The 21260-nt window shown below is 48.9% G+C and carries 18 protein-coding genes, 1 pseudogene and 1 riboswitch; of the genes and pseudogenes, 16 read left to right on the top strand and 3 right to left on the bottom strand.

Features of this window, described 5'->3' with window-relative positions:
• Together L3D05_RS22315 and L3D05_RS22310 are read left to right on the top strand one after the other, a co-directional pair.
• Positions 1-188, top strand: a pseudogene (locus tag L3D05_RS22315) (hypothetical protein); the annotation flags it as partial.
• Between the two features lie 180 nt (positions 189-368).
• Entirely contained in the window at positions 369-1508 is a 1140-nt protein-coding gene (locus L3D05_RS22310; RefSeq protein ID WP_239618593.1) for a response regulator, read from the top strand.
• Between the two features lie 118 nt (positions 1509-1626).
• Here the strand turns inward: L3D05_RS22310 and L3D05_RS22305 are convergent, their stop codons facing one another.
• A complete protein-coding gene (locus L3D05_RS22305) occupies positions 1627-3195 on the bottom strand; it encodes a catalase (RefSeq protein ID WP_239618592.1) in 1569 nt (522 codons plus the stop codon).
• Between the two features lie 266 nt (positions 3196-3461).
• On the bottom strand, positions 3462-3581 hold the full coding sequence (locus L3D05_RS22300; protein WP_239618591.1) for a sporulation protein YjcZ: 120 nt from the start codon (positions 3579-3581) through the stop codon (positions 3462-3464).
• A gap of 302 nt (positions 3582-3883) precedes the next feature.
• A riboswitch (cyclic di-GMP riboswitch) is annotated at positions 3884-3966 on the top strand.
• 188 nt (positions 3967-4154) lie between these two features.
• Between L3D05_RS22300 and L3D05_RS22295 the strand changes: the two genes are divergently transcribed.
• The 10 genes from L3D05_RS22295 to L3D05_RS22250 all read left to right on the top strand — a co-directional run bounded on the left by L3D05_RS22295 (position 4155) and on the right by L3D05_RS22250 (position 14787).
• Entirely contained in the window at positions 4155-5366 is a 1212-nt protein-coding gene (locus tag L3D05_RS22295; protein ID WP_239618590.1) for a methyl-accepting chemotaxis protein, read from the top strand.
• A gap of 12 nt (positions 5367-5378) precedes the next feature.
• Positions 5379-5810 carry a GAF domain-containing protein gene (locus L3D05_RS22290; RefSeq protein ID WP_239618589.1) on the top strand — a complete coding sequence of 144 codons (432 nt, stop codon included), beginning with the start codon at positions 5379-5381 and terminating at the stop codon, positions 5808-5810.
• Positions 5811-5840: 30 nt separating this feature from the next.
• A complete protein-coding gene (locus tag L3D05_RS22285) occupies positions 5841-7469 on the top strand; it encodes a thiamine pyrophosphate-binding protein (protein ID WP_239618588.1) in 1629 nt (542 codons plus the stop codon).
• A gap of 50 nt (positions 7470-7519) precedes the next feature.
• Complete coding sequence (locus L3D05_RS22280) at positions 7520-7861, top strand: hypothetical protein (RefSeq protein ID WP_239618587.1); 342 nt, start codon at positions 7520-7522, stop codon at positions 7859-7861.
• A 30-nt stretch (positions 7862-7891) separates the two neighbouring features.
• Positions 7892-8881, top strand: a complete 990-nt coding sequence (locus tag L3D05_RS22275; protein WP_239618586.1) for a ketoacyl-ACP synthase III — start codon at positions 7892-7894, stop codon at positions 8879-8881.
• Positions 8882-9078: 197 nt separating this feature from the next.
• Positions 9079-10959 (top strand): molecular chaperone HtpG, encoded by a 1881-nt coding sequence (gene htpG, locus L3D05_RS22270; RefSeq protein ID WP_239618585.1) that lies wholly within the window; start codon positions 9079-9081, stop codon positions 10957-10959.
• A 130-nt stretch (positions 10960-11089) separates the two neighbouring features.
• Entirely contained in the window at positions 11090-12610 is a 1521-nt protein-coding gene (locus tag L3D05_RS22265; protein WP_239618584.1) for a GGDEF domain-containing protein, read from the top strand.
• Complete coding sequence (locus tag L3D05_RS22260; RefSeq protein WP_239618583.1) at positions 12607-13101, top strand: hypothetical protein; 495 nt, start codon at positions 12607-12609, stop codon at positions 13099-13101. The genes L3D05_RS22265 and L3D05_RS22260 overlap by 4 nt, the downstream gene beginning before the upstream one ends.
• Before the next feature lie 30 nt (positions 13102-13131).
• A complete protein-coding gene (locus L3D05_RS22255; protein WP_239618582.1) occupies positions 13132-14355 on the top strand; it encodes an amidohydrolase family protein in 1224 nt (407 codons plus the stop codon).
• A gap of 24 nt (positions 14356-14379) precedes the next feature.
• A complete protein-coding gene (locus tag L3D05_RS22250) occupies positions 14380-14787 on the top strand; it encodes a DUF6855 family protein (protein ID WP_239618581.1) in 408 nt (135 codons plus the stop codon).
• Between the two features lie 97 nt (positions 14788-14884).
• Here L3D05_RS22250 and lplA read toward each other — a convergent pair whose 3' ends face one another.
• The gene (gene lplA, locus L3D05_RS22245; protein WP_239618580.1) at positions 14885-15877 is read right to left on the bottom strand and encodes a lipoate--protein ligase; all 993 of its coding nucleotides are present in this window, start codon (positions 15875-15877) and stop codon (positions 14885-14887) included.
• 188 nt (positions 15878-16065) lie between these two features.
• On the opposite strand from lplA, the gene L3D05_RS22240 reads away from it, so the two are divergent.
• The 4 genes from L3D05_RS22240 (at position 16066) to L3D05_RS22225 (ending at position 21241) form a co-directional block, all read left to right on the top strand.
• The gene (locus tag L3D05_RS22240) at positions 16066-17517 is read left to right on the top strand and encodes a DUF4309 domain-containing protein (RefSeq protein ID WP_239618579.1); all 1452 of its coding nucleotides are present in this window, start codon (positions 16066-16068) and stop codon (positions 17515-17517) included.
• Positions 17518-17654: 137 nt separating this feature from the next.
• The gene (locus tag L3D05_RS22235; RefSeq protein ID WP_239618578.1) at positions 17655-18212 is read left to right on the top strand and encodes an SLOG family protein; all 558 of its coding nucleotides are present in this window, start codon (positions 17655-17657) and stop codon (positions 18210-18212) included.
• A 73-nt stretch (positions 18213-18285) separates the two neighbouring features.
• Positions 18286-19116 carry a helix-turn-helix domain-containing protein gene (locus L3D05_RS22230; protein WP_239618577.1) on the top strand — a complete coding sequence of 277 codons (831 nt, stop codon included), beginning with the start codon at positions 18286-18288 and terminating at the stop codon, positions 19114-19116.
• A gap of 346 nt (positions 19117-19462) precedes the next feature.
• Positions 19463-21241, top strand: a complete 1779-nt coding sequence (locus L3D05_RS22225) for a sensor histidine kinase (RefSeq protein ID WP_239618576.1) — start codon at positions 19463-19465, stop codon at positions 21239-21241.
• Positions 21242-21260: the final 19 nt, after the last annotated feature.

Genomic DNA, 21260 nt, shown 5'->3' with positions numbered 1-21260 from the left:
CGCGCGCGGAAGCGGTGAAAGTATTGAACCGTCTGTTCGACCGGGGACCGTTATTCGGCGATCTGAAGCCGACGTTCTCCGATATGTCGAGCACGAACTGGGCGTTCCGCGAAGTAGAGGAAGCGTCGCGCGATCACGGTTGGATCATAGATAATGGCAAGGAAATGATAAGCTCCGGTAAACATTAACATTGTTCACATCAGCTAGTTGAGACAGCTTGTTCTTCATGGCCCCACCTGACTTCGGATGATAACGAACAAGGTGGGGCTTTTCATATATGCGCATTAACGTTCGTTAAGCTATACTCGAACGAGATGGTTTGCTGATGGAACGTAACGAAGCGTCGTAAAATGAGCGGAGGGAGTTATTTGATTAAAGCCTTTTTAGTGGATGACGAAGAGCACGCTCTTACTATTTTAGAGCTTTTTCTGCAACGAACCGGCGAAGTTGAGGTTGTCGGCCGCTCGAGCAACGGGTTCGATGCCATCCGTCAATTGCGGACGCTTAATCCCGACGTCCTGTTCCTTGATATCGAGATGCCGGAAATGAACGGAGTGGAGCTTGCGGAAATCGTGAGGAATGATAACAGCGACGTTCAAATCGTTTTCGTGACGGCTTATGACCAATACGCGGTAGCGGCTTTCGAGCAAGCCGCGATCGATTACATTCTGAAGCCTCTTGAAGCGGACAGGCTTTCTAAGACGATTGCAAGAATACAAAAGGAATCCGTCAAATATGAAGCGGTTATACAACAAACCTCTTCGACCGATGATGAGGCCAGGCCATCCAAGCTAAACATTCGATTGTTCGGCCGATATTTCGCGGGGATCGACGGTGGACCGGGGATGAAATGGCGGACTTCCAAAGAAAAGGAGCTGCTCGCTTATTTAGCGTTGCAGGACGGCAACCGCGCACATCGCGATCTTATCATCGAAAACTTGTGGCCGGACGAAAGCTACCATAAAGCAAAGATCTATTTGCATACATGCGTAAGCCTGCTTAGAAAACATATGAAGCAGTTGGGCTTGGACAGTATTTTGAAGTACGAGAATGCTAGGTATTTTCTTGTTTCAGACCGGGTGGAAATAGATGCCCAAAACTATAAGAAGAGATTGAACAGCTTGAAAAAGCAGGGAAACACGGTGCTAGAAGAGATTGAACAAACTTTGATGATCTATGAAGGACCGCTCCTGCAAGATGAAGATTACGTATGGGCGGAGCAAGAGACGGAGCTGTGCGATAAATCCGCGGCGCAATGGAGATACTCGTTGACGGAGGCTTATCTCAAACTGCAAGATTACGATAAAGCGGTAGCCATGGCTGAACTAACGATCGGTTATTCTCCCTATGAAGAGGAAGCCTATCGATTGTTGATGAAGGGCTATCATCACTTGGGCAGGAACGATCAAGTTCTGTCCGTTTATCGGAGGCTCTCGAATAAGCTGGAGGAACTGCGAATTAAACCCTCGGAGACGACAATCAAGCTTTACGAAGAGATTTGTTCTTAGATGTAGGGTAGAATAGGGACAAGTATGAATTGAAAAAGGTAGGGACTAACAAATAACCTCCAAAGCGAATGATAATCCGCTTTGGAGGTTATTGCGTTCTCGTCCTGTTGCGAATCCGTTAATAAGGTTCAGCGTCATGCCCTTTCTGTACGGCTAAGTCAGGCGCTTGGTCGCCGCCGCGGTTGCCTAGAGGTTTCCGGCTGGATCCGCCTTGTGAGGCGTTGGCTAAACCCTCTCTCAAGCGACGGCCGTATTCCTCGTCCGCTTCGGCCGCGAGAGCGACCATTCGATCTTGAATCCTATTGTCGCACCGAGCAAGATCGTTGACTAGATTGGAGATCAGCTCGGCTCTCTCCCATTCCTCGAACTGACGATACGTATCGCCGGCTTGTTTGGTATTGCTTTGTCGGTCGATCGACTCGCGTACGAGTTTTCCTTCAATTAAAGGCGTATACTCCTTGCCCGTTTGCTTAGCCTCATGCAGACCGCCTAATATCGACGGTTCATAGTTGATATGAGGATTTTGACCCGGCGCGCGATCGAGCCGAACTTGCATTTGCCCGCCGCTCTGATTCGTCGCGACTCTTTTTTTCGGGGCATTGATCGGCAATTGCAAATAGTTCGCCCCTACCCGGTGTCGCTGCGTATCGGAGTAGGAGAACGTTCGGCCTTGAAGCATCTTGTCATCGGAGAAATCCAAACCATCGACCAATACGCCGGTTCCGAACGCCGCTTGTTCCACTTCCGTAAAATAATCGACCGGATTGCGGTTAAGAACCATTTTACCGACAGGCAGCCATGGAAATTGCTCTTCCGGCCACAGTTTCGTATCGTCGAGAGGATCGAAGTCCAATTCCGGATGATCGTCATCGCTCATCAATTGGACATGCAGCTCCCATTCCGGGTAATCTCCACGGTCAATCGCTTGATAGAGATCCTGCGTGGCGTGATTGAAGTTGATCGCCTGAATCTCGCTTGCTTCTTGCTGCGTTAAGTTTTTGATCCCTTGCTTAGGTTCCCAATGATATTTGACGAGAACCGCTTCCCCCTCGTTATTCACCCATTTGTATGTATTTACGCCGGAGCCTTGCATCATGCGATAGTTGGCCGGGATCCCCCATGGTGAATAGACGAACGTAACCATATGGAACGATTCTGGAGAGCTGGAGCAGAAGTCGAAGAATCGTTCTCCATCTTGAATATTCGTGATAGGATCCGGCTTAAATGCATGAATCATGTCGGGGAATTTGATCGCGTCGCGAATGAAAAATATTTTCAAATTATTGCCGACCAAATCCCAGTTTCCGTCTTCCGTGTAAAATTTAACGGCAAATCCGCGGGGATCGCGAAGCGTTTCCGGGGAATGGCCGCCATGGATAACCGAAGAGAACCTTACGAATACCGGCGTCTGCTTCCCCTTTTCTTGAAAGAGTTTAGCGCGAGTATACTTGGATACGGGATCGTTGCCTGCGGTGCCATAAGCTTCGAAATAACCGTGCGCTCCGGCGCCACGGGCATGGACGACGCGCTCTGGGACGCGTTCGCGATCGAAGTGGCTGATCTTCTCGATAAAATCGTAGTTTTCCAACGTTGCAGGGCCGCGGTTGCCGACCGTTCTCAGGTTCTGGTTATTCGTAACCGGGTGACCTTGCCGATTGGTTAATGTGTTATCGTGATCGTTCGCCATTTTCGGTTCCTCCTAGATTCCTTTGCTTGTCGTTCTGGGTTCATTCCGGATAAAAGGTATTTTTCCGTAAAACTTGATAATTATTCCTAATAAGCGGGTTAATACTTAGGTCTCTAAGGCGCGACTCTGTAGCAAGTAAATCGACAAAATTATAGGGTTGTGTATAGGGTTGTGTGAATTCGAAGAGATCTAAGCAGTGAACGACGCGGCATGTGAAAAACCCGCTAACTCCGTCAAGCGAAGTAGCGGGTTATTGCGCTAACACATTAACACCAACCAGCTTTTAAGATAATGACCAGCAAAATGAAAAGAACAAGAACGAATGCAGCCGCTTGCGCTCCGCCAGTAGGATGGCCGTATCCTGCTCCAGCAACAGGGCAACTCATTTGATCCACCCCCTGTTTCATGTGATTTGATTTTGTACGCTTATAGTATATGTGAGGTCATAAGTACTGGCAGTACATTCGTACAGAGTTTTCATTAATCCGCGAGTGCACAGTATTGGATCAGATGATTTGAATACGCTTGGAGCATGAGTCGAATGACCTACAAAATGATAGCGCTTTCGATTATTTTCTATAAAAAATGAGAAAAAATACAATTATATATCGAAATTTGCTAGATTATTTCCTGAAAACAAATTAGTATATTCATTACAGAGGATAGTAAATCAGACATAAATTCTATAAGGTGTAAATCGCAAACCAGCCGAAAGACTGGGACGCAAAGCCACGGGTCTAAAGCATCTGCTATGATCGCCGGGCTGCCAATCTTATTGATTTAGGTTTCCATCCATTGGCAGCAAGGACTTTCTAAGCAGAAAGTCCTTTTTTTGTTGCCATTTATGGCTCTGTGCACGGTCTGGACAATCAGAGAAGACAAAGGGGGCGGTTGAGGATGAAATAAACGAGTGAATATTCGAGAATGACCGAATCGGATTTCGTTGGAGGAGAAGGAAATTGAGATTATTCCGCTTAAGGGACAGGGTTGCTGAGAAACTGGCGATGTCGATGGCGCTATTCGTTGCGGCATTGTCACTCGCATACGGCATTATCCTGTTTGTCCAAACGAATGCGTTATGGAAAAGCGCCGGAATCGCCGTATTGTTCGGGATTGTCGGTGTCGTTTGTTCTTATCTGCTCGCGGATCGTCTGTGCCGGTTCATCGAGATCGGAAAGTCGCCGTCGGATGGCGGTTACCCGCTTGAGGTTGGCTCGATTCCCAATACGGCCAACATACGAGAGGTATTCGGGCGCATTTCGGAGCTGACCGATTCCGTGGCGGGCACGTCTTCCTCGCTGGCAAGCAATACGGAGTTTTGCACGGACATGGTCGTGGGGATTTCCGAATCCATTCGGCAGATTGCTTCAGGGAGCGAGTCGATCGCCGAGAGCGCTAGGGTTAACATGCTGATGCTAGAGGAAGTCAGCAAGGGAATGGAGCATATCGCCGAATCTTCCCAGGGACTGGCGCACGAAACGGCAGAAGTAGCCCAACGCGCAAGCGACGGTAATCAATCGGTCGACCATGCGATTGCCCAGATGATGACGATCCACGAAACGGCCCTCGTTTCATCGGATGCGGTCGGGCAAATGAACCAGCGCACGGAGGATATCGACCGCGTAACCGTAATCATGGCGGAGATCGCAAGCCAGATTAACTTGTTATCGTTGAACGCCGCGATCGAGGCGGCCCGGGCTGGCGAGTACGGACGAGGCTTTGCCGTCGTGGCGGACGAGATTCGTAAACTGGCCGATCAATCCTCATCTTCCGCGAAGGATATCGCCAAGACGGTAGCGGATATTCGAAATGGCTCCCGCTTGTCGATGGAAGCGATGAACCAGGTCATGATTGAGGTTGAATCCGGTACGCGATTGGTAACGGGGGCGGGACAGTCCTTTAACCAGATCGTACAACTGACGGAGCAGGTGTCTTTCAAGGTGCAGGAAGTATCCGGCGTCACCGAAGAGATAAGCTCCAGCGCCGATCAAATTCTGAGCTCGGTGAGGGAAACTGCGACGATTACGGAAACCGCGCTGGCCGGAACGAAGGAAATCGCGACGTGTACGGAGGAGCAGCTTGGGGCGATGGAAGAGTCGCTACATTCGGCCCGCAAGTTACAGGAACAAGCTAAGCAGCTTAAAGATCAGATCAGCTTATTTGAGAGATAGAGGAGGTAGATGATGAACTCGGAAAGGTTAAACCATCTGTTCGCGCTCTTGAGCGAGGCAACAGGTGTGTTAGATATTGCTTATCACCGGGTTGCGGACGGCCGCATTAATCCGGTATTAAAGACCAACACCGATGCTCTAGGCATTGAGCGTTGGAAAAGCGTTCATGCGCAAAGCCCGGTATATATCGCTCATGATATTCTGCTTGCCGACTTGGTTCGGGAACCTCGCGCGATGGCCATTCAGGATGTCAAAAACGATAGTCGCTCGTCGGAGGAGTTTTTTCTATTCGGTATCGACAGCTTATTAATTATTCCCGTTTTGAAGGGTGCAACCGTAGAGGGAATCGTGGTCGTGGCCTCTATCGGACAGCTCCATGAGTTTAGCGAGCAAGAAATCGCGAATGCGGAACGGTTGGTCGAACAATATATAGACATTTTCTAGGGATATAGGAGGAGAGAGGAAGGTATTCGCATGAAGATGGCAGAGGCGATTTTGAAAGTTTTGAAGGCCAATGAAGTGGAATACCTATTCGGAATACCCGCAGGAATAATCGGTCCGATATACGATTCATTGATCGATGTCGACATCAAGCCGATCATTACGAAGAACGAAGCCGGAGCCGCGTACATGGCAGCCAGATATTCCAGTACGTCGGGCAAGCTGTCGGTTTGCGTGGGAGCGGGTGCCGTCGGCGTCGGTAACATGATGAACGGGATTGCGGACGCGAAGCGTGCCAAAGCTCCAATGCTTATTATTGCGGGTTACATTAACCGGTGGCAGATGGGCAAGGGGGCTATACAGGAGCTTGACGGCGAGCAAATGGTTAAGCCGGTGACCAAATACAGCGTTACGGTGATGGATGAGGCCGACGTGATAAACGAGTTGGTCAAAGCGATCCGAATCGCCATGACGCCGCCTTGCGGTCCGGTATACTTGTCGATCCCGATCGACGTGCAGCGGGGCGAAGTTCACGGTTCCTTACCTGAGCCCCTTAATCTTGCGGAGATTCAAGCGGTCATCCCGGCGAGAGAGCGTCTGGAACGGGCTTCGGAGTTGCTGAACAGAAGCTCCGACGGGTTGATTATGGTTGGTCGCGGAGGAAGAGGGTTTTCCTCAGAGATCATGCAGCTAAGCGAACGGCTTCAATGGCCGATCATTACGACCCCGGCGGGCAAAGGTGTCGTTCCAGCCGACTTTGCGTTGAATCTAGGAAACTATGGATTTTCCAGTACCGATGCGGCTAGCGAATACGTGAATTCAAGTCGACCGTCATGCATTCTCGTTCTGGGGACAAGCTTGGGGGAAGCCTCAACCTGCAACTTTAATGAAGTGCTCGTTGCGGGTAGAACCGTCATTCACGTCGATCGCGACCCGCAAGAGCTCGGCAAAGTGTTCAAAACGGATGTATCCGTCCAGGGAGATTTAAAGGAGGTGCTGCCCTATTTGATTCAGAACAGCCGCAGCTCCTCTAAGGCGATTTATCGTCGGAGTATGGCATTGAATGAGCCTTATGAGCGGAATCATACCGGTCTATCGCTGCGGTTGTTTTTGGAACGGCTCAAATCGGCTATGCCGTCCGATACGCGATATGTTTGCGATATCGGGGAGTTTACGAACTTTGTACTGAAGTATCTCGAAGTGCCGCGGGGCGGAGATTTCGAGATCAATCTGGATTACGGCGCGATGGGATCCGCGATCGCCGGAGGAGCGGGGCTATACGCTGCCGATCCGAGCCGTCCGGTGGCGGTATTCGCAGGGGATGGCTGCTTCTTCATGAACGGCATGGATATTTTGACGGCTAAGGAATACCGGATTCCGGTCGTGTACTTCATTATCAATAATGCGATGCTGTCTTACGTAGTGAGGGGGCAGAAGTTTCTCTACAACCGGACGATACCCGACTACAAGCAGGAAAGAATCTCGATCGCGGAAATGATGAGCGTGGCCGGCATACGCGCGATGTCCGTCGATCGTATGGAGGACGTTCGAAACATTCCTGCGTTCGTCAAGGAGCTGGATGGACCTTGCATTATCGAGGTCAACACGGACGGCAGCGAGCCGGCTCCGATATTGGATCGTTTGAAGGCGCTTATGAAGTAACAGGTTATAGGAGCATTAATAAAATTCGCGACTAAATGGAGGAATTAATTATGGGAAGCTTTAACATTCAATTGGATCAAGCAAACAAAGTATTTAAGGCGCAAGTCGAAGGAACGTTCTCGACCGAGGATGGAATGAAGTCGATAGAGGCTTATCAGAAGAGCATCGCTTCGATCTCCGTTCCGGATTACGACATTGAAATCGACTGCACGCAGCTGAACGTCTCCTCCCCTGATACGTTACCGATTCTGGAAGGCTGTTTCCAACTGTACAAAAGGGATGGCTTCAAGAAAATCGTTCTTCGCATTGCCAAAAATCCGATTCTTAAAATGCAATTGTCTCGCGTCGGACGCGCGGTTCAACTGAACAATCTAGAAATAGTGGAAGTTTAATCGTTGGAGCATAAAGGAGGGAGGAAGACTATGGGAGCGGTTCGAATTCGCGATATCGGGATTTATCATCCAGCTAACGAAGTGGCGAACGATTATTATATCGAACGATTTCGGAAGCAAGGCACGGACGTCACCGGACTGCTTAAGGCGTTGGGCCGGGACAAGAGATATGTGATCGAAGACTCGGGCGAGAACTCGCTGACGATGTCGATCGAAGCTTCCAATAACGTGTTGCGAAGCTCCGGACTGACGGGAAGGGATATTGACCTTATTATTTTCACGTCTCAGACGCCCGAATATTTGCTCCCGAGCAATGCTCTGAAGCTACATAACGCACTGGGCGGGGATCTGAACACGGTCTGCTTCGATATTAACGCGAACTGCGCGGGAATGCTCGTCGCTGTCGAGCAAGCAAGCCGCTACATGCTTGGGAATCCGCGCATCGAGCGAGCGTTGGTGGTGGGCGCCGATTCGATCTCGGTTCATAGTCCGAACGAGCCGGTGTACCATTCAAACTTCGCGGATTCAGCGGTGGCCGTAATTTTGGAGAGAGCGTCCGATACCCGGGGATTCATCGATTCCGTGTATCAAACGGATACTTCGGTCATTAATAACTCGCTATTCCCCGCCCAGGGGTTGTCCAATCTCTATCGTGAGGAGTACACGGCCAAGGATGCGCAGATCAAATTCATGCCGTTCGACGATTCCGTATGCGTGGATTCGGCGGTAGACACGGTTCGGATTTTATTGGAACGCAACGGCTTAGCAAAAGAGGAGATCGGAAGCTTCTTGTTCTCCCAATTCTCGATCGGCAATTTGAAGCTTGTATCCGAACGACTAGGGATCGACGCCGACAAGGTTCCTTACATTGGTGACAGATACGGCTATACGGCTACGAACAGTCCGTTCGTGGCGTTGTATGAAGCGTTGAAGGAAGGCAAGATCGCCAGGGGCGATTATCTTGTGTTCTGGACCGTAGGCGCGGGCTGGCAGAACGTATCGCTGCTGCTGCAGTACTGAGGAGAGAAAGTAACGGGGAGCCTGGGGAAAGCCTTGGGCTCCTCGCTTCTATTTTAAATCCAAAAACGATCGGAGCCATTGACATTAAAATCGAGTAATGATAAAAAATAAGTATTGGCACTCATTGAGCAAGAGTGCTAACCAACGAAAACGATCAGATTCTCTATAGGTTGTATATTGAAAGGAGATCCATTTCAATGGCTAAAAAGCAATTCAAAGCAGAGTCCAAGCGATTGCTGGAAATGATGATTAACTCCATCTACACGCAGCGGGAAATCTTCCTGCGGGAACTCATTTCCAACGCAAGCGACGCAGTAGATAAGATTTATTACAAGGCGTTAACCGACGAAAATTTAGTATTTAACAAAGAGGACTATTACATTAAAGTTACCGCCGACAAGGTGAACAGAACGCTAACGATTGCCGATACCGGAATCGGGATGACGAAGGAAGACCTGGAGAACAACCTCGGAGTTATCGCGAAGAGCGGTTCGCTGGCCTTCAAGAAGGAGAATGAAGCCCAGGACGGCCACAATATCATTGGCCAATTCGGAGTTGGCTTCTATTCGGCATTCATGGTGGCGGATGTCATTACCGTAACGAGTAAGGCGCTCGGCAGTGACGAGGCGTTCAAATGGGAATCTACGGGCGCGGAAGGTTACACGATCGTGGAGGCGAACAAGGATTCCGTAGGGACGGAGATCGTCCTGAAGATCAAAGACAATACCGAAGAAGATCAGTACGACGAGTTTTTGGAAGAGTTCCGGTTAAAGGCTATCATCAAGAAATATTCCGACTTCATTCGCTACCCGATCAAGATGGACGTGACGGGCAAACGGCCTAAGGAAGGCGAAGAGAACGAATTCGAGGATTATTCCGAAGAGCAAACGGTCAATAGCATGGTTCCGATCTGGCGTAAAAATAAAAACGAGCTCACGGATGCGGATTATGAGAACTTCTACGCCGAGAAGCGCTACGGGTTCGACAAGCCGCTAAAGCATATCCATCTCAGCGTAGACGGAGCGGTAAGATACCAAGCTATTCTTTATATCCCTGAGAGCACGCCTTTCGATTATTACACGAAGGAGTTCGAGAAAGGTCTCGAGCTCTATTCCAACGGCGTATTGATCATGGATAAGTGCTCGGATCTGCTTCCGGATTATTTCGGCTTCGTGAAAGGGATGGTCGATTCGGAAGACTTGTCCCTTAACATCTCGCGGGAGATGTTGCAGCATGATCGCCAATTGAAGCTGATCGCGAAGAACATCCAGAACAAAATCAAAAGCCAACTGCAAAGCCTCTTGAAGGATGAGCGGGAGAAGTACGAGAAATTCTACCAATCGTTCGGAAGACAGCTGAAATTCGGAGTCTACAACGATTACGGCATGCACAAAGACGTCCTTCAAGATTTGTTGATGTTCTACTCCTCTAAGGAGAAGAAAGTTGTTACTTTGGACGAGTACGTCGCAAGAATGCCTGAAGATCAGAAGTTCATCTACTACGCGTCCGGCGAATCGATCGAAAGAATCGAGAAGCTTCCGCAGACGGAGATGGTATCCGACAAGGGGTACGAAATTTTGTACTTCACGGACGACATCGACGAATTCGCGATCAAGATGATCATGTCCTACAAGGACAAGGAATTCAAATCGGTCTCGAGCGGGGATCTGGGAATCGAGGCGGACGAGAAGGATAAGGAATCCGAGGCGGAAGCTAACGACAACAAGGAGCTATTCGAATCGATGCAGCAGTTCCTGTCCGGCAAGGTGAAGAACGTGAGGGCTTCGAAGAGATTGAAGAGCCATCCTGTCTGCCTGACCACGGAAGGCGAAGTGACGATCGAGATGGAGAAAATCTTGAACGCGATGCCGAACAATCCGAACGTCAAAGCCGACAAGGTGCTCGAGATCAACGTCAACCACGCGGTATTCCAATCGTTGAAGGACGCTCACGCGAAAGACCAAGAGAAGCTTAACCTGTATACGAGCTTGCTGTACAATCAAGCGTTGCTCATCGAAGGTTTGCCGATCGGCGATCCGGTGGAATTCACGAACGACATTTGCAAAGTCATGGTGTAACTAAATATAAAGCAACCATTGGACCATCCGCCGGTTAAGATGACGGGGATGGTCTTTTTCGTTTTTGCACAGGAAATGCTCGTAATATGTCGAATAGTATATTTTCGATATGCTGGAGAGGAGTTTAACTATGATCCCGCTTGAGTTTGCAATTACATTCTTGATCGTGCTGGCAGGATCGTTAGTCCGTTTTTACTTATCGCCGTTCTGGAACAGGCTTTTGCTTTGCTTGGTTTTGTTCGCGATGGTAGAGGCGATCTCTCAGAGTGGTTTTGGTGAACTTGAAGTTATTTTATATGGACTCTTCGTGCTGTTGGTTTCCTATAGCTTCTCCATGTACGGAGCACTCGCTTCGGTAATTCTCATGGCAGCGTTAACTTACGTAAAAGGCGGGTTAGGCGTGTACCCGATGGCCGTGCTCGTATTTGCCGGAGTTTCCGGCTTGCTGTTCCACCAGCAGAAACAAAGGAAGCTGGCGTCTGATGGAGTATGGCTGATGCAGCTGTACAAACAATCCAGACATCTTTCCATTCTTAAAGAAATCAGTATCGCGATTCAGAGTACAATGGAGGTAGGCAAGCTGCTTCATATTATTCTGACGGCGATTACTGCAGGATATGGTTTAGGATTCAACCGAGCTCTTCTGTTCCTGGTCGATGACAAGGGTTCAAATCTTCAAGGCGCGGTAGGAATCGGATCGATGACTAAGGAACAAGGGATATCGACTTGGAATAATGTCGTCAGCAGGAGAATGAATTTAGGAGATTTCATCGCCTTGATGGAGGATGCACAATTCCGCGATATCGACCTGATCAAGTTGCTCCGCGATATTGAAATCCCTTTGAACTCCGGGAATCATATCTTTCATCAAGCATTAACGGAGAAAAAGCCGATCATCGTTCGCGAGCTGGATTGGTCGGACACCGTTCAGCGCCAATTGGCGGAGACGTTCCAGATGACGTCTTTCGCGATCGTTCCGATGCTTAATCAGGGCAATATGGTCGGCGTTATCGTCGTAGACAATAACGTCAATCATCAGCCGCTGGAGATGGAAGAAATCGATAGCATCGTTCCGTTGGCGGCGCAGGCTTCCGTGGCGATCGAGAACTCCAGGTTGTACGAGCGTTCGCAGCGAATGTCGATTACCGATGGGCTAACGGGCCTCTATAATCAACGCTTTTATCAAGATAAGCTGCAAGAGCTTGCCCAACAATCTGAAAGAAACGATTCGCCGCTCTCGTTAATGATCGCGGATATCGATTTCTTCAAGCATTACAACGATACGAACGGACATCTCGAGGGCAACAATACCTTAATCGGAGTAGCGAAGATCATAGCGAATACGGTTTCCGGCCCGCATTTTCCATGTCGGTTCGGAGGGGAAGAATTCGTGGCGCTATTGCCGGGCGCAACTCAGGAAGCGACGTTGGCCATCGCCGAGAAAATTCGTTCTGCCGTAGAGCAGCATCCCTTTCATAACAGAGAGGCACAGCCTTCAGGAAAGCTGACGATTTGCATCGGAGTAGCTTTCTACAGAGCGGGGATGAGCGTTCAGCAATTGCAGGATTTGGCGGATTCGGCTCTCTATGAAGCGAAGCGCAACGGTAAAAACCGCGTAATCGTTCACGAGGAAGGAGCGATAAGGCCTTGAACTCGATGATAGCGTCCGGTTGCTTGCTCGGTCTTTTCTTGATTGGTTTATTTTTCAGCAAAGCGGGATATAAGTTAATCTTAAACCTCTCATCATCGAAAAAAATGCTGCGATTGGGTTATAAGCTGGAAGACGTAAAATTTTCCTTCGATAGAATGGTCTATACGGTTTCTCTGCCTACGAACCAACCGGACATTATGCAGGCTAAGAAGGAACAATTCCTGGCAGCGGAGGAATTCGGTTCAATGATTTATCCGCAGTTAAGCGGAATCCGCGTTTTGTTGAATGCCGGACATGGAAATACTCAGCTTATCGCTTATTTGCCGATCGAACAGTTTCGGCTTCCGTTATTGGATCAACTTCTGTTGGACGGGAAAATTAAAGCGGAACTGTACAGGCAGATTTGCGCGTGTATTCTGATCTTGCCGTCCACGAAGAATGAAATGATCGGAGAAGTGTACAAACAAATTCATAACAAGCGATTCTCTTAAAAAATGACAACAAGAAAAAGCGATACTCCTATGAACTTAACATCTTATTGGCTGCAACAGGTAAATCTGGAAACCGGATTTCGTTATGAGAACGGTAGAGTGACGGAAACGGAAACCCGATTGGCTAATCTCCGAGTGGAGAACGGGAAAATAGCGGAGATTACGTTCGAAGCGATTCCATCGGAAGATAGGCTTACTCGAATGGATGCCAAAGGGCTTCTACTGTTGCCCTCTTTCAGAGATATGCATATTCATCTGGACAAGACTTACTATGGCGGCCCCTGGAAGGCGGTTAATCCTGCCGGCAGCATTTTCGATCGGATCGAGGAAGAGAAGGAGCTGATTCCGCGTCTTCTGCCGACCGCGGTCGGTAGAGCGGAGAAAATCTTGGAATTGATGCTTAAAATGGGTTCGACTTTCGTTCGCGGACACGTGAATATTGAACCGACAAGCGGCTTGAAAGGGCTAGAAGTCGCCATGAATGCGTTGGAGTCCTATCAAGGCAAGCTTAGTCATGAGATCGTCGCCTTCCCGCAGCACGGCCTTCTGTACTCGCAATCCACGGATTTAGTCAGACAAGCCATGAGCATGGGTGCCACGCATGTTGGCGGGCTTGATCCGACGGCCGTCGACGGGGATATGGAGCGTTCTTTGCAGGCGATGATGAACCTTGCCGTCGAGACGAACGCACCGATCGATATGCACCTTCACGAACAGGGAGCTTCGGGCATCGCAACGATGAATCGGCTGGCGGATTTGACGATAGAAGCAGGTTGGCAAGGAAGGGTTACGGTTAGCCATGCGTTCGGATTTGCCAGCGCAGCTTCCCAGGAAGCGGAAAAGCTTGCCGAACGGTTCGCCGAAGCCGGTATTTCTATCGCGTCAACCGTGCCGATCGGGCGTTCGATGATGCCGATTCCGTTACTGCATAGCAAAGGCGTGAAGGTAGAACTAGGAACGGACAGCTTGACCGACCACTGGTCGCCGTTCGGGAACGGGGACAACTTGGAGAAAGCCGGGCGTCTAGCGGAGCTATATCGCTATTCGGATGAATATACCTTGTCGCGCGCGCTTGGATTTATTACGGGGGGATTGATGCCTCTGAGCGATGATGGGAAAAGGGCGTGGCCTGCGGTGGGCGACGCGGCGTCTGTCGTATTCGTCGATGCGAGTTGCTCGGCGGAAGCGGTGGCCAGAAGGGCGATTAGGAAGGCCGTAATGCACGAAGGCGTAATTGTTTTTGGGTCGTTATAAAGCAAACAAATAGGAGGAATGGATATGACAGCCGATTACGGAACGAAAGAAAATCCATGGAAATTGAAAACCCCGCCTCAATCTTCGGAATATGAGATGTATAAAGACGTTAAGGACGGCCGAGATATATTGGTTTGCACCGTAGGCAAAACCGTTCTGCATTATGACTATCGTTGTCTGGCCGACCTGCAGCAAATGCTTCAGGAACATGGAGACTGGATGGAGCTTGGCAGCGCGGATGAACAGAAGCCCGCCAAAGACGGAACGGTTGAAGCATGGGGACGTTCGCCGGATAATCCGGTAGGAGGGTGGTATGGCTTAAAGAAAGGTTTTCGCGGACGCTTCGGGATGTATATCCCCCCATTAATGGAAGAGTTGGGGTTAGCGGAAGTCGAGCACAATCCAAGAAACAATCGAATGAGGGCAAAGTAAGCGGGTTTGTACGAAATCGTCGATAGATGCGCCTAGCTTTGCGCCGGATCATTTCATTCCGGCGCTGAGCTAGGTTTTTTTGTCGTCGATCCGTTCTTTATAGCATTAGCTCCAGCCATTGTTCGTTGGTGACCGGACCGCAATAGTAAGTTAGGTCATTTCCGTCCAGCAGCGCGCGAAGAGAATTGGCTTCATAACGAGCGCCTACAAACTTATCGGCCAACTCGCCAATATCGCCCCTCCCGAAGAAGTCGCCGTAGATCGTCGCGCTTGCAATGATACCGTCTTCGACTAGCAAACGGACATCGAACGTTCCGGCGCCCTCGATCCGTTTGGTCTGGCGAACGTTAAACGCCGGTGAACGTCCGTAGTTCCATTCCCAGCTTCGGTAACGCTCGTCCGCAAGTTTGCGTACGTTCACCCAATCTTGCTCGCTTAAATCGTAATTAGGAACATTTTGCTGCCCCTCGAATAGCGAGGTGAGCAAGCTTTGTTTGAATTGCTCGATCGTCATCGGCTCCGCAAGAAATTCCGAAATGTTCGCGACTCTGCTACGGATAGACTTGGTCGCTTTGGAGACGTATTTCTCGGCATTCGCTTTTAACGCGGAGACGACGTTATCCATCTCCGAATCGAATAAGAGCGTACCGTGGCTGAACATTTTACCCCGCGTGGAGAATTGCGCGTTGCCCGATATTTTACGTTCGCCGACTTGCAGATCGTTACGTCCCGTCAATTCGGCTTCCACTCCTAGCTTGCGAAGCGCTTGAACGACCGGCTCGGTAAATTTCTTGAAGTTATGGAACGATTGGCCGTCATCCTTCATGATGAAACTGAAGTTCAAGTTGCCGAGATCGTGGTAGACGGCACCGCCCCCCGAGAGCCTTCGAACGACGTGAATTCCGTTCTGCTCCACGTAATCCGCGTTAATTTCCTCTACCGTGTTCTGGTTTTTGCCGATAATGATCGAGGGCTCGTTGATGTAAAACAACAAATAATCGTCATCATCCGGCAGAGAACGCAGTACGTATTCCTCTAATGCCAGGTTGAGCGACGGGTCTGTCATGTTCTGGTTGCTTATGAAACGCATGATGCTCTCCTCCGATTGTAGAAGTCTGATCGGGCAGTGTCCCGGATATCTTTTTATCTTACCTCTCTAGGTCACCGATGTCACATGTGGAGTTCGGATGCGAGTTTTCTGGAAAATTATAACTGTCCCCTCCATATTTACACTCTGTATAATCGAAGCAAACCAAAGTCATCGGAGGCAATTGACACATGTATAAGAAAGTTAGGTATATTTTGCTTGGAATAGGGCTGTTAGCGCTCTTATTGTCTGGTTGCGGCCGCGAGCTTACAACTCAGGAGAAACTGGATAAAGCTAAGGAATATGCCAGCGAGCAGAAAGTGGACAAGGCTCTTAAGCTCGCGAATGAGGTAGTCGTCGAAGATGCTACGAATGCTGACGGCTATGTTGTCCTGTCCGAGCTATACAAGCTTCAACAGCAGCCCGAGAAGGCAGAACAGGTATTAGAGTTAGGGCTGGAATCCACTAACGCGGGCAACATATTTCTTGCGCCCCTGAAAGATGCTTATCTGAAGAAATTCGAAGCATCGAGATGGCATGGAGGGAAAGAGCTCGTCGATAGCGTCATTGCGGACGTCGATGGAGACAAGAAACCCGAAATCATCATACTGCAGGGTAATCCCACTTCTTTAGGGGAAAATGGCGAATACGAGAATATCGATTTGTTCGTGTTTAATCCGCGAACCAAGACGATCGTATATGAACGCGGAGATTCGGACATTATGACAGGTTTACCAAGCAAGCTCATCGTAGGAGATTTCACGGGAGACGGAATAGCCGATGTTAAAGCGGCTGTCGGACTAGGCGGTTCGGCGGGAGGGTCGTTCGACACGTTGATCTCTTATCAGCAAGGACAGTTGGTGAATTTGTTTAATCAAGAAACTGTATTGTTCGATATTGCGACGACAGTGGCTTCGGGAGACCGCTTACTGATCTCTTCGGATTTATTGGAGCAATACCTATACATAGATTTGACGGCAGAACAAAAGGCGCAGGAAAGCCGTAGCATCGGATGGAAATCTTTTGTGCGGGTTGCAGTGAGAACGAGCGATGATACTTATGCGCTGAAAGAGTCGTTTACAGTCTTTGGGCCTTTGCATTATTCGGATTTCATAGCTGAAGTGGAAGTAAATTATGCTTTTAAGAGCGGCAAGTTTGTTCCGATGCAATTGAATGTTAATTCTATGAACGGACAAGCGGTCATAAAGGGCGAGAAACCGAAAATGCTTGTGCTCGACGAGGAGTTTCCAAAGCAAATTATTAAAGGGAACATACCCGGGCTTAACGTCTCTCTTGGGATGAAAAAAACGGAGGTTTCCTCCATTCTTGGTAAACAAACGGGCAATTTCTATTACGAAGGCGGAGATTTCTATCAATTCGAGCAAGCAACGGATATTGCCTTCTGCTTCTCCGCGGCGATCGAGTCGGAAGATTCCTTATTCTCTTTGCTCATTTACCAAGACCATTTGCAGAATCTTACTTTCAAAGATGTCGTTAAGGCGATGGGCGAGCCGGAATCGCAAGGGGTCGATGAAATGCTTGGCGAATATTATTATGATTATCATTATGGAGACACAGGTGTTTATTTCTACGCATCCAACGAGTCGTCTAATCTTAGCTCGATGACTATTTTGCGCAAATAATCGACCGGAAAAGAAGGACCATCTCAGGCAGATGGTTCTTTTTGTTATCTATTATGGGAGGGCGCCCAATCTGCTAATATAAGGGGATAAGTTGAGAATTCATTAGCAATGAATAGGCGAGGAGCTTCATCATAAATATGAAAAACGTATTGATCACTGGTTATCGAGCCAATGAGCTGGGAATTTTCGATCAGAAGCACAAGGGCATTACCTACATTAAGAAAGCGATAACGGCTAGGCTTATTCCTTTAATAGAGGAAGGGCTGGAATGGGTTATTACTCCAGGGCAGTACGGCGTAGATTTGTGGGCATGCGAAGTCGTCATCGAGCTCAAGGAACGATTTCCCGATTTGAAATTATCGATCATTACCGCTTTCAGCAACCCGGACGAGAATTGGAAGGAAGATAAAAAAGAGTATTACCAACGGTTATTGAAAGGCGTTGACTATCTCGGTACCGTTAGTAAGCAGCCTTACAACGGACCATGGCAGTTCACCGCACGTGATGAGCTTCTCTTAAGGAAAACGGACGGCATTATTCTGATCTACGACGAGGATTCCGGCGAGGGGAGTCCGAAGTATATGAAAGAAAAGGCATTACGCAAAAGTTCGGCCGACGGATACCGTTATATCAGTATTAGTGCCGACGACATTCAGAGTGTTGCGAACGAAGAGGAATACGGGGCATTCGAGTAACCTTTTTACCTTCATAAGGTTGACACTTACGTTACGTAAGAAAGTAAGGTTGGATCAGGAGGGGATGCTCAACATGAAAATGAAAGAGGTTTGCACCCGCACGGGACTTACGGAAAGGACGATTCGGTTCTATGTCGAGGAGAAGCTGATCGATCCTCAGATGAGCCTAATGAACGGTAGGGAGTACCGCGATTACTCGGAAAGGGACATAGCCGAACTGACTACGATCGCCGACCTGCGCAAGTTGTTTTTCTCTATCGAGGAGATCAAAAAAATGAAACAGTCTCCGGAAACGATTGCCGATGTGGTAGGGGCTTATAAACTAAACGTGAGCGCGGACGTGCAAGCGAAATCGGAAATTCTTCGGGCACTAGCTCAAATAGAGCTGAACCGATTGAACGGCGTAGACATGCTTGCCGGAAGATTGAAGAGTATCTCCGCGAACTTGCCGCTTCCAAAGCGGGATATTACGCCTAACTTCGGGAAATACGACAGCGAGACGAAAGAGGAGCGGGAACTGGAATACGAGCGCTACCTAAAGCGGTCGAAAAGGCAGTATACGATGGGTAAAATTATCGTATTTACGATCGCCGGCCTTAATGTCGTCAGTACGATTGTCTCTTCGTTCGTTGAATTTAATCTATTCTCCCTCATCATCCAGATCGCGTTATCCATCGCATTAGTTGCGGGGGTGACGTGGATCCGTTACCTGTTTGCGATAGGCGCGGCGTTAAGCGTGATCATTCACTTTTACATGCTTACGGGAGGTTATGATTCATCTTATATGACGAGCGGACTTGTTATATTGATCGTTATCCAGATGGCCTATTCCGTTGCTTCATGCCTTCTGCTCCTAAGAAACAATGCCGTTAAGGATTTCTTGTACGCCCAGAAGAACGGGTAAGCAATGGAAAGCCGCAGCTGCGCCGGACAGCTTCGCCCCTTATTGAAAGTGGGTGGAGCTTTTTTGCTTTGTGTGCTTGTCGAGAGCCTTTATTTACCGGATATCGTTACAATTTTTGTGATTAGATGTAGGAAATACAACTAGTTACCCCGAACTCTTCATTACAGCGCTGAATCGTAACAAAACACCGCTTATTCATAATATCTAACATCGTGCCCGGCACTTGATACTCCTATGATAGGGTGTAGAGGCCATCTGAATGCACCATACGAACGACTATTGCCGGCTTGAAACCGGCGATGCCGTTTAAGTTTGACAATACGGATGTAGGATGGATGATTCGATCATGTTGAGATGGCTAACGAGAATGAATTTGATTCAGAAGTTGATCGTGTTCATTATTTTCCTTATCGTAATCCCGATCTTGCTTGCCTACTGGATCGTCTCTGTGAAGGTAGCGGAGATTACTGAAGACCAGATGGGCGATACTCTGTTTGAATTGGTCAAGACGAGCCATTTGACCTTGGATCGGGACATTATGTCCGTCGACGGGACGACGGAGAAGCTGATGTTCACGCCGGAAACGCAATTGATGTTCGATACGACCGAGCTTAACGAGTATGACCGGCTGCAGAAATATCTCCTGCTGGATAAGCTGCTTACTAGCTACTCCAAGAACGCTATTAACTTTGCGGTATTCATCCCGGCCATTGCGGATGATTATCCTTTTGCACCTCCTTCCGACGTTAAGCTGAACGGGGTGTTTTTCGCATGCGATACTTCTTCGAGCAGTTGGTTCCAATACGCGATTAACGCAAGGGGAACAGGTATTATTCGGATTATGAACCAACTGGGGGATAATCGGAAAGGCATCAAGACCGCTGCCTATATCCGTAGCATGAACAACGATCTAGACGACGGAACGCCGAGCGGCGTCATCGTGATGACGGGCTTGGATGCGTTGCTCCAGAAGGACCTGGAGTCGCTCAAGATTCCGAAGGACGGGCAAATCGTCCTCTTGAATCAAGCGAACGAAGTGCTGGCGAACACTTCCGGCCTCGACATCGGCTCCATTTTCAGACTTCCGCAGCATATATTCCGTTCCTCTGAAGGCGTATACATCGATCGCACTGGGAGCGAATCTTATTTGTACGCGATTCACAAGAGCTGGAATAGCGATACCAAGCTTCTCTTTAAGATTCCGATTAGTTCGATCATCGGCGAGCACGAATCGATGAGGCAACTCGTCAATTATTTGATGATCGTCTATTTCTGCGTTCTGCTGATCGCGAGCATTTACTTTTTCAGGCATATTCTGAGTCCGCTATCCAGGCTGGCCAGGCTGAGCCGTTCGTTTGAGCCCGGAAGACCCCTCACGAACGATTATAAGGTAAACCGACGGGACGAAATCGGATTGCTCAATAACGCGTTCATCGAGATGACCAAGCGGCTTAATCAGACGATACACGATAAATACGATTTGGAGCTTAAGCACAAGGAAGCAGAACTGACCATTCTGCATTCTCAGATTAATCCGCATTTGCTGTATAACACGCTCGAATCGATCTTCTGGAGAACGACGATCGAGGGCAACGCGGAATCGGCCGAGATGATAAGAGACCTCTCGTTGTTGATGCGCATCGGGTTAAGCCGGGGGAAAACCCTTATTCCGATCGCGGAAGAGCTTAACCATATTGAAGCCTATTTGCGATTGCAACTGAAGCGGAATAACTATGTTTTCACGACACATTGGGACATAGACGACGAAGCTAAGCCGTATCTCATTCCGAAAGTCGTCCTTCAACCGCTCGTCGAGAATGCGATTATTCACGGAATCCGCAAAATGGACAACGAGGGTCAGCTGTGGATATCGATTAAAGCCAGGGAGCGAGAAGTGTGGATAGCAATCGAGGATAACGGGTTCAAGACGGCGGATATCGCCAAATTGAACGCTATCGCGAATGGAACCCATACCCGGGAAGGCTTCGGCATTCTGAACGTTAACAAAAGGATCAAGCTGCATTTCGGGGATAGCTACGGCTTAAGCTTCGAGCAGCGGCCGGGGGGCGGAACAAGAGTCCTCATGATTTTACCGGCGACAACGGAAGATCATTCTAACGAGTAACGGAAGGCAGGGGGAACTC

Source organism: Cohnella mopanensis (assembly GCF_022352055.1).
In the GTDB taxonomy this organism is placed as follows: Bacteria; Bacillota; Bacilli; order Paenibacillales; family Paenibacillaceae; genus Cohnella; species Cohnella mopanensis.
The sequence above is the reverse complement of the archived record's forward strand: the minus strand, read 5'-3'. Positions and strand labels throughout refer to the sequence as shown.

Bases quoted from the DNA above. Each gene is read 5' to 3' on its own strand.
- L3D05_RS22225 (WP_239618576.1), top strand. From the start codon at position 19,463: ATGTTGAGATGGCTAACGAGAATGAATTTGATTCAGAAGTTGATCGTG.
- lplA (WP_239618580.1), bottom strand. From the start codon at position 15,877: ATGCGTTTCATAAGCAACCAGAACATGACAGACCCGTCGCTCAACCTG.
- L3D05_RS22255 (WP_239618582.1), top strand. From the start codon at position 13,132: ATGAACTTAACATCTTATTGGCTGCAACAGGTAAATCTGGAAACCGGA.
- L3D05_RS22265 (WP_239618584.1), top strand. From the start codon at position 11,090: ATGATCCCGCTTGAGTTTGCAATTACATTCTTGATCGTGCTGGCAGGA.
- L3D05_RS22280 (WP_239618587.1), top strand. From the start codon at position 7,520: ATGGGAAGCTTTAACATTCAATTGGATCAAGCAAACAAAGTATTTAAG.
- L3D05_RS22300 (WP_239618591.1), bottom strand. From the start codon at position 3,581: ATGAGTTGCCCTGTTGCTGGAGCAGGATACGGCCATCCTACTGGCGGA.
- L3D05_RS22240 (WP_239618579.1), top strand. From the start codon at position 16,066: ATGTATAAGAAAGTTAGGTATATTTTGCTTGGAATAGGGCTGTTAGCG.
- L3D05_RS22230 (WP_239618577.1), top strand. From the start codon at position 18,286: ATGAAAATGAAAGAGGTTTGCACCCGCACGGGACTTACGGAAAGGACG.
- L3D05_RS22275 (WP_239618586.1), top strand. From the start codon at position 7,892: ATGGGAGCGGTTCGAATTCGCGATATCGGGATTTATCATCCAGCTAAC.
- htpG (WP_239618585.1), top strand. From the start codon at position 9,079: ATGGCTAAAAAGCAATTCAAAGCAGAGTCCAAGCGATTGCTGGAAATG.
- L3D05_RS22305 (WP_239618592.1), bottom strand. From the start codon at position 3,195: ATGGCGAACGATCACGATAACACATTAACCAATCGGCAAGGTCACCCG.
- L3D05_RS22290 (WP_239618589.1), top strand. From the start codon at position 5,379: ATGAACTCGGAAAGGTTAAACCATCTGTTCGCGCTCTTGAGCGAGGCA.
- L3D05_RS22235 (WP_239618578.1), top strand. From the start codon at position 17,655: ATGAAAAACGTATTGATCACTGGTTATCGAGCCAATGAGCTGGGAATT.
- L3D05_RS22285 (WP_239618588.1), top strand. From the start codon at position 5,841: ATGAAGATGGCAGAGGCGATTTTGAAAGTTTTGAAGGCCAATGAAGTG.
- L3D05_RS22250 (WP_239618581.1), top strand. From the start codon at position 14,380: ATGACAGCCGATTACGGAACGAAAGAAAATCCATGGAAATTGAAAACC.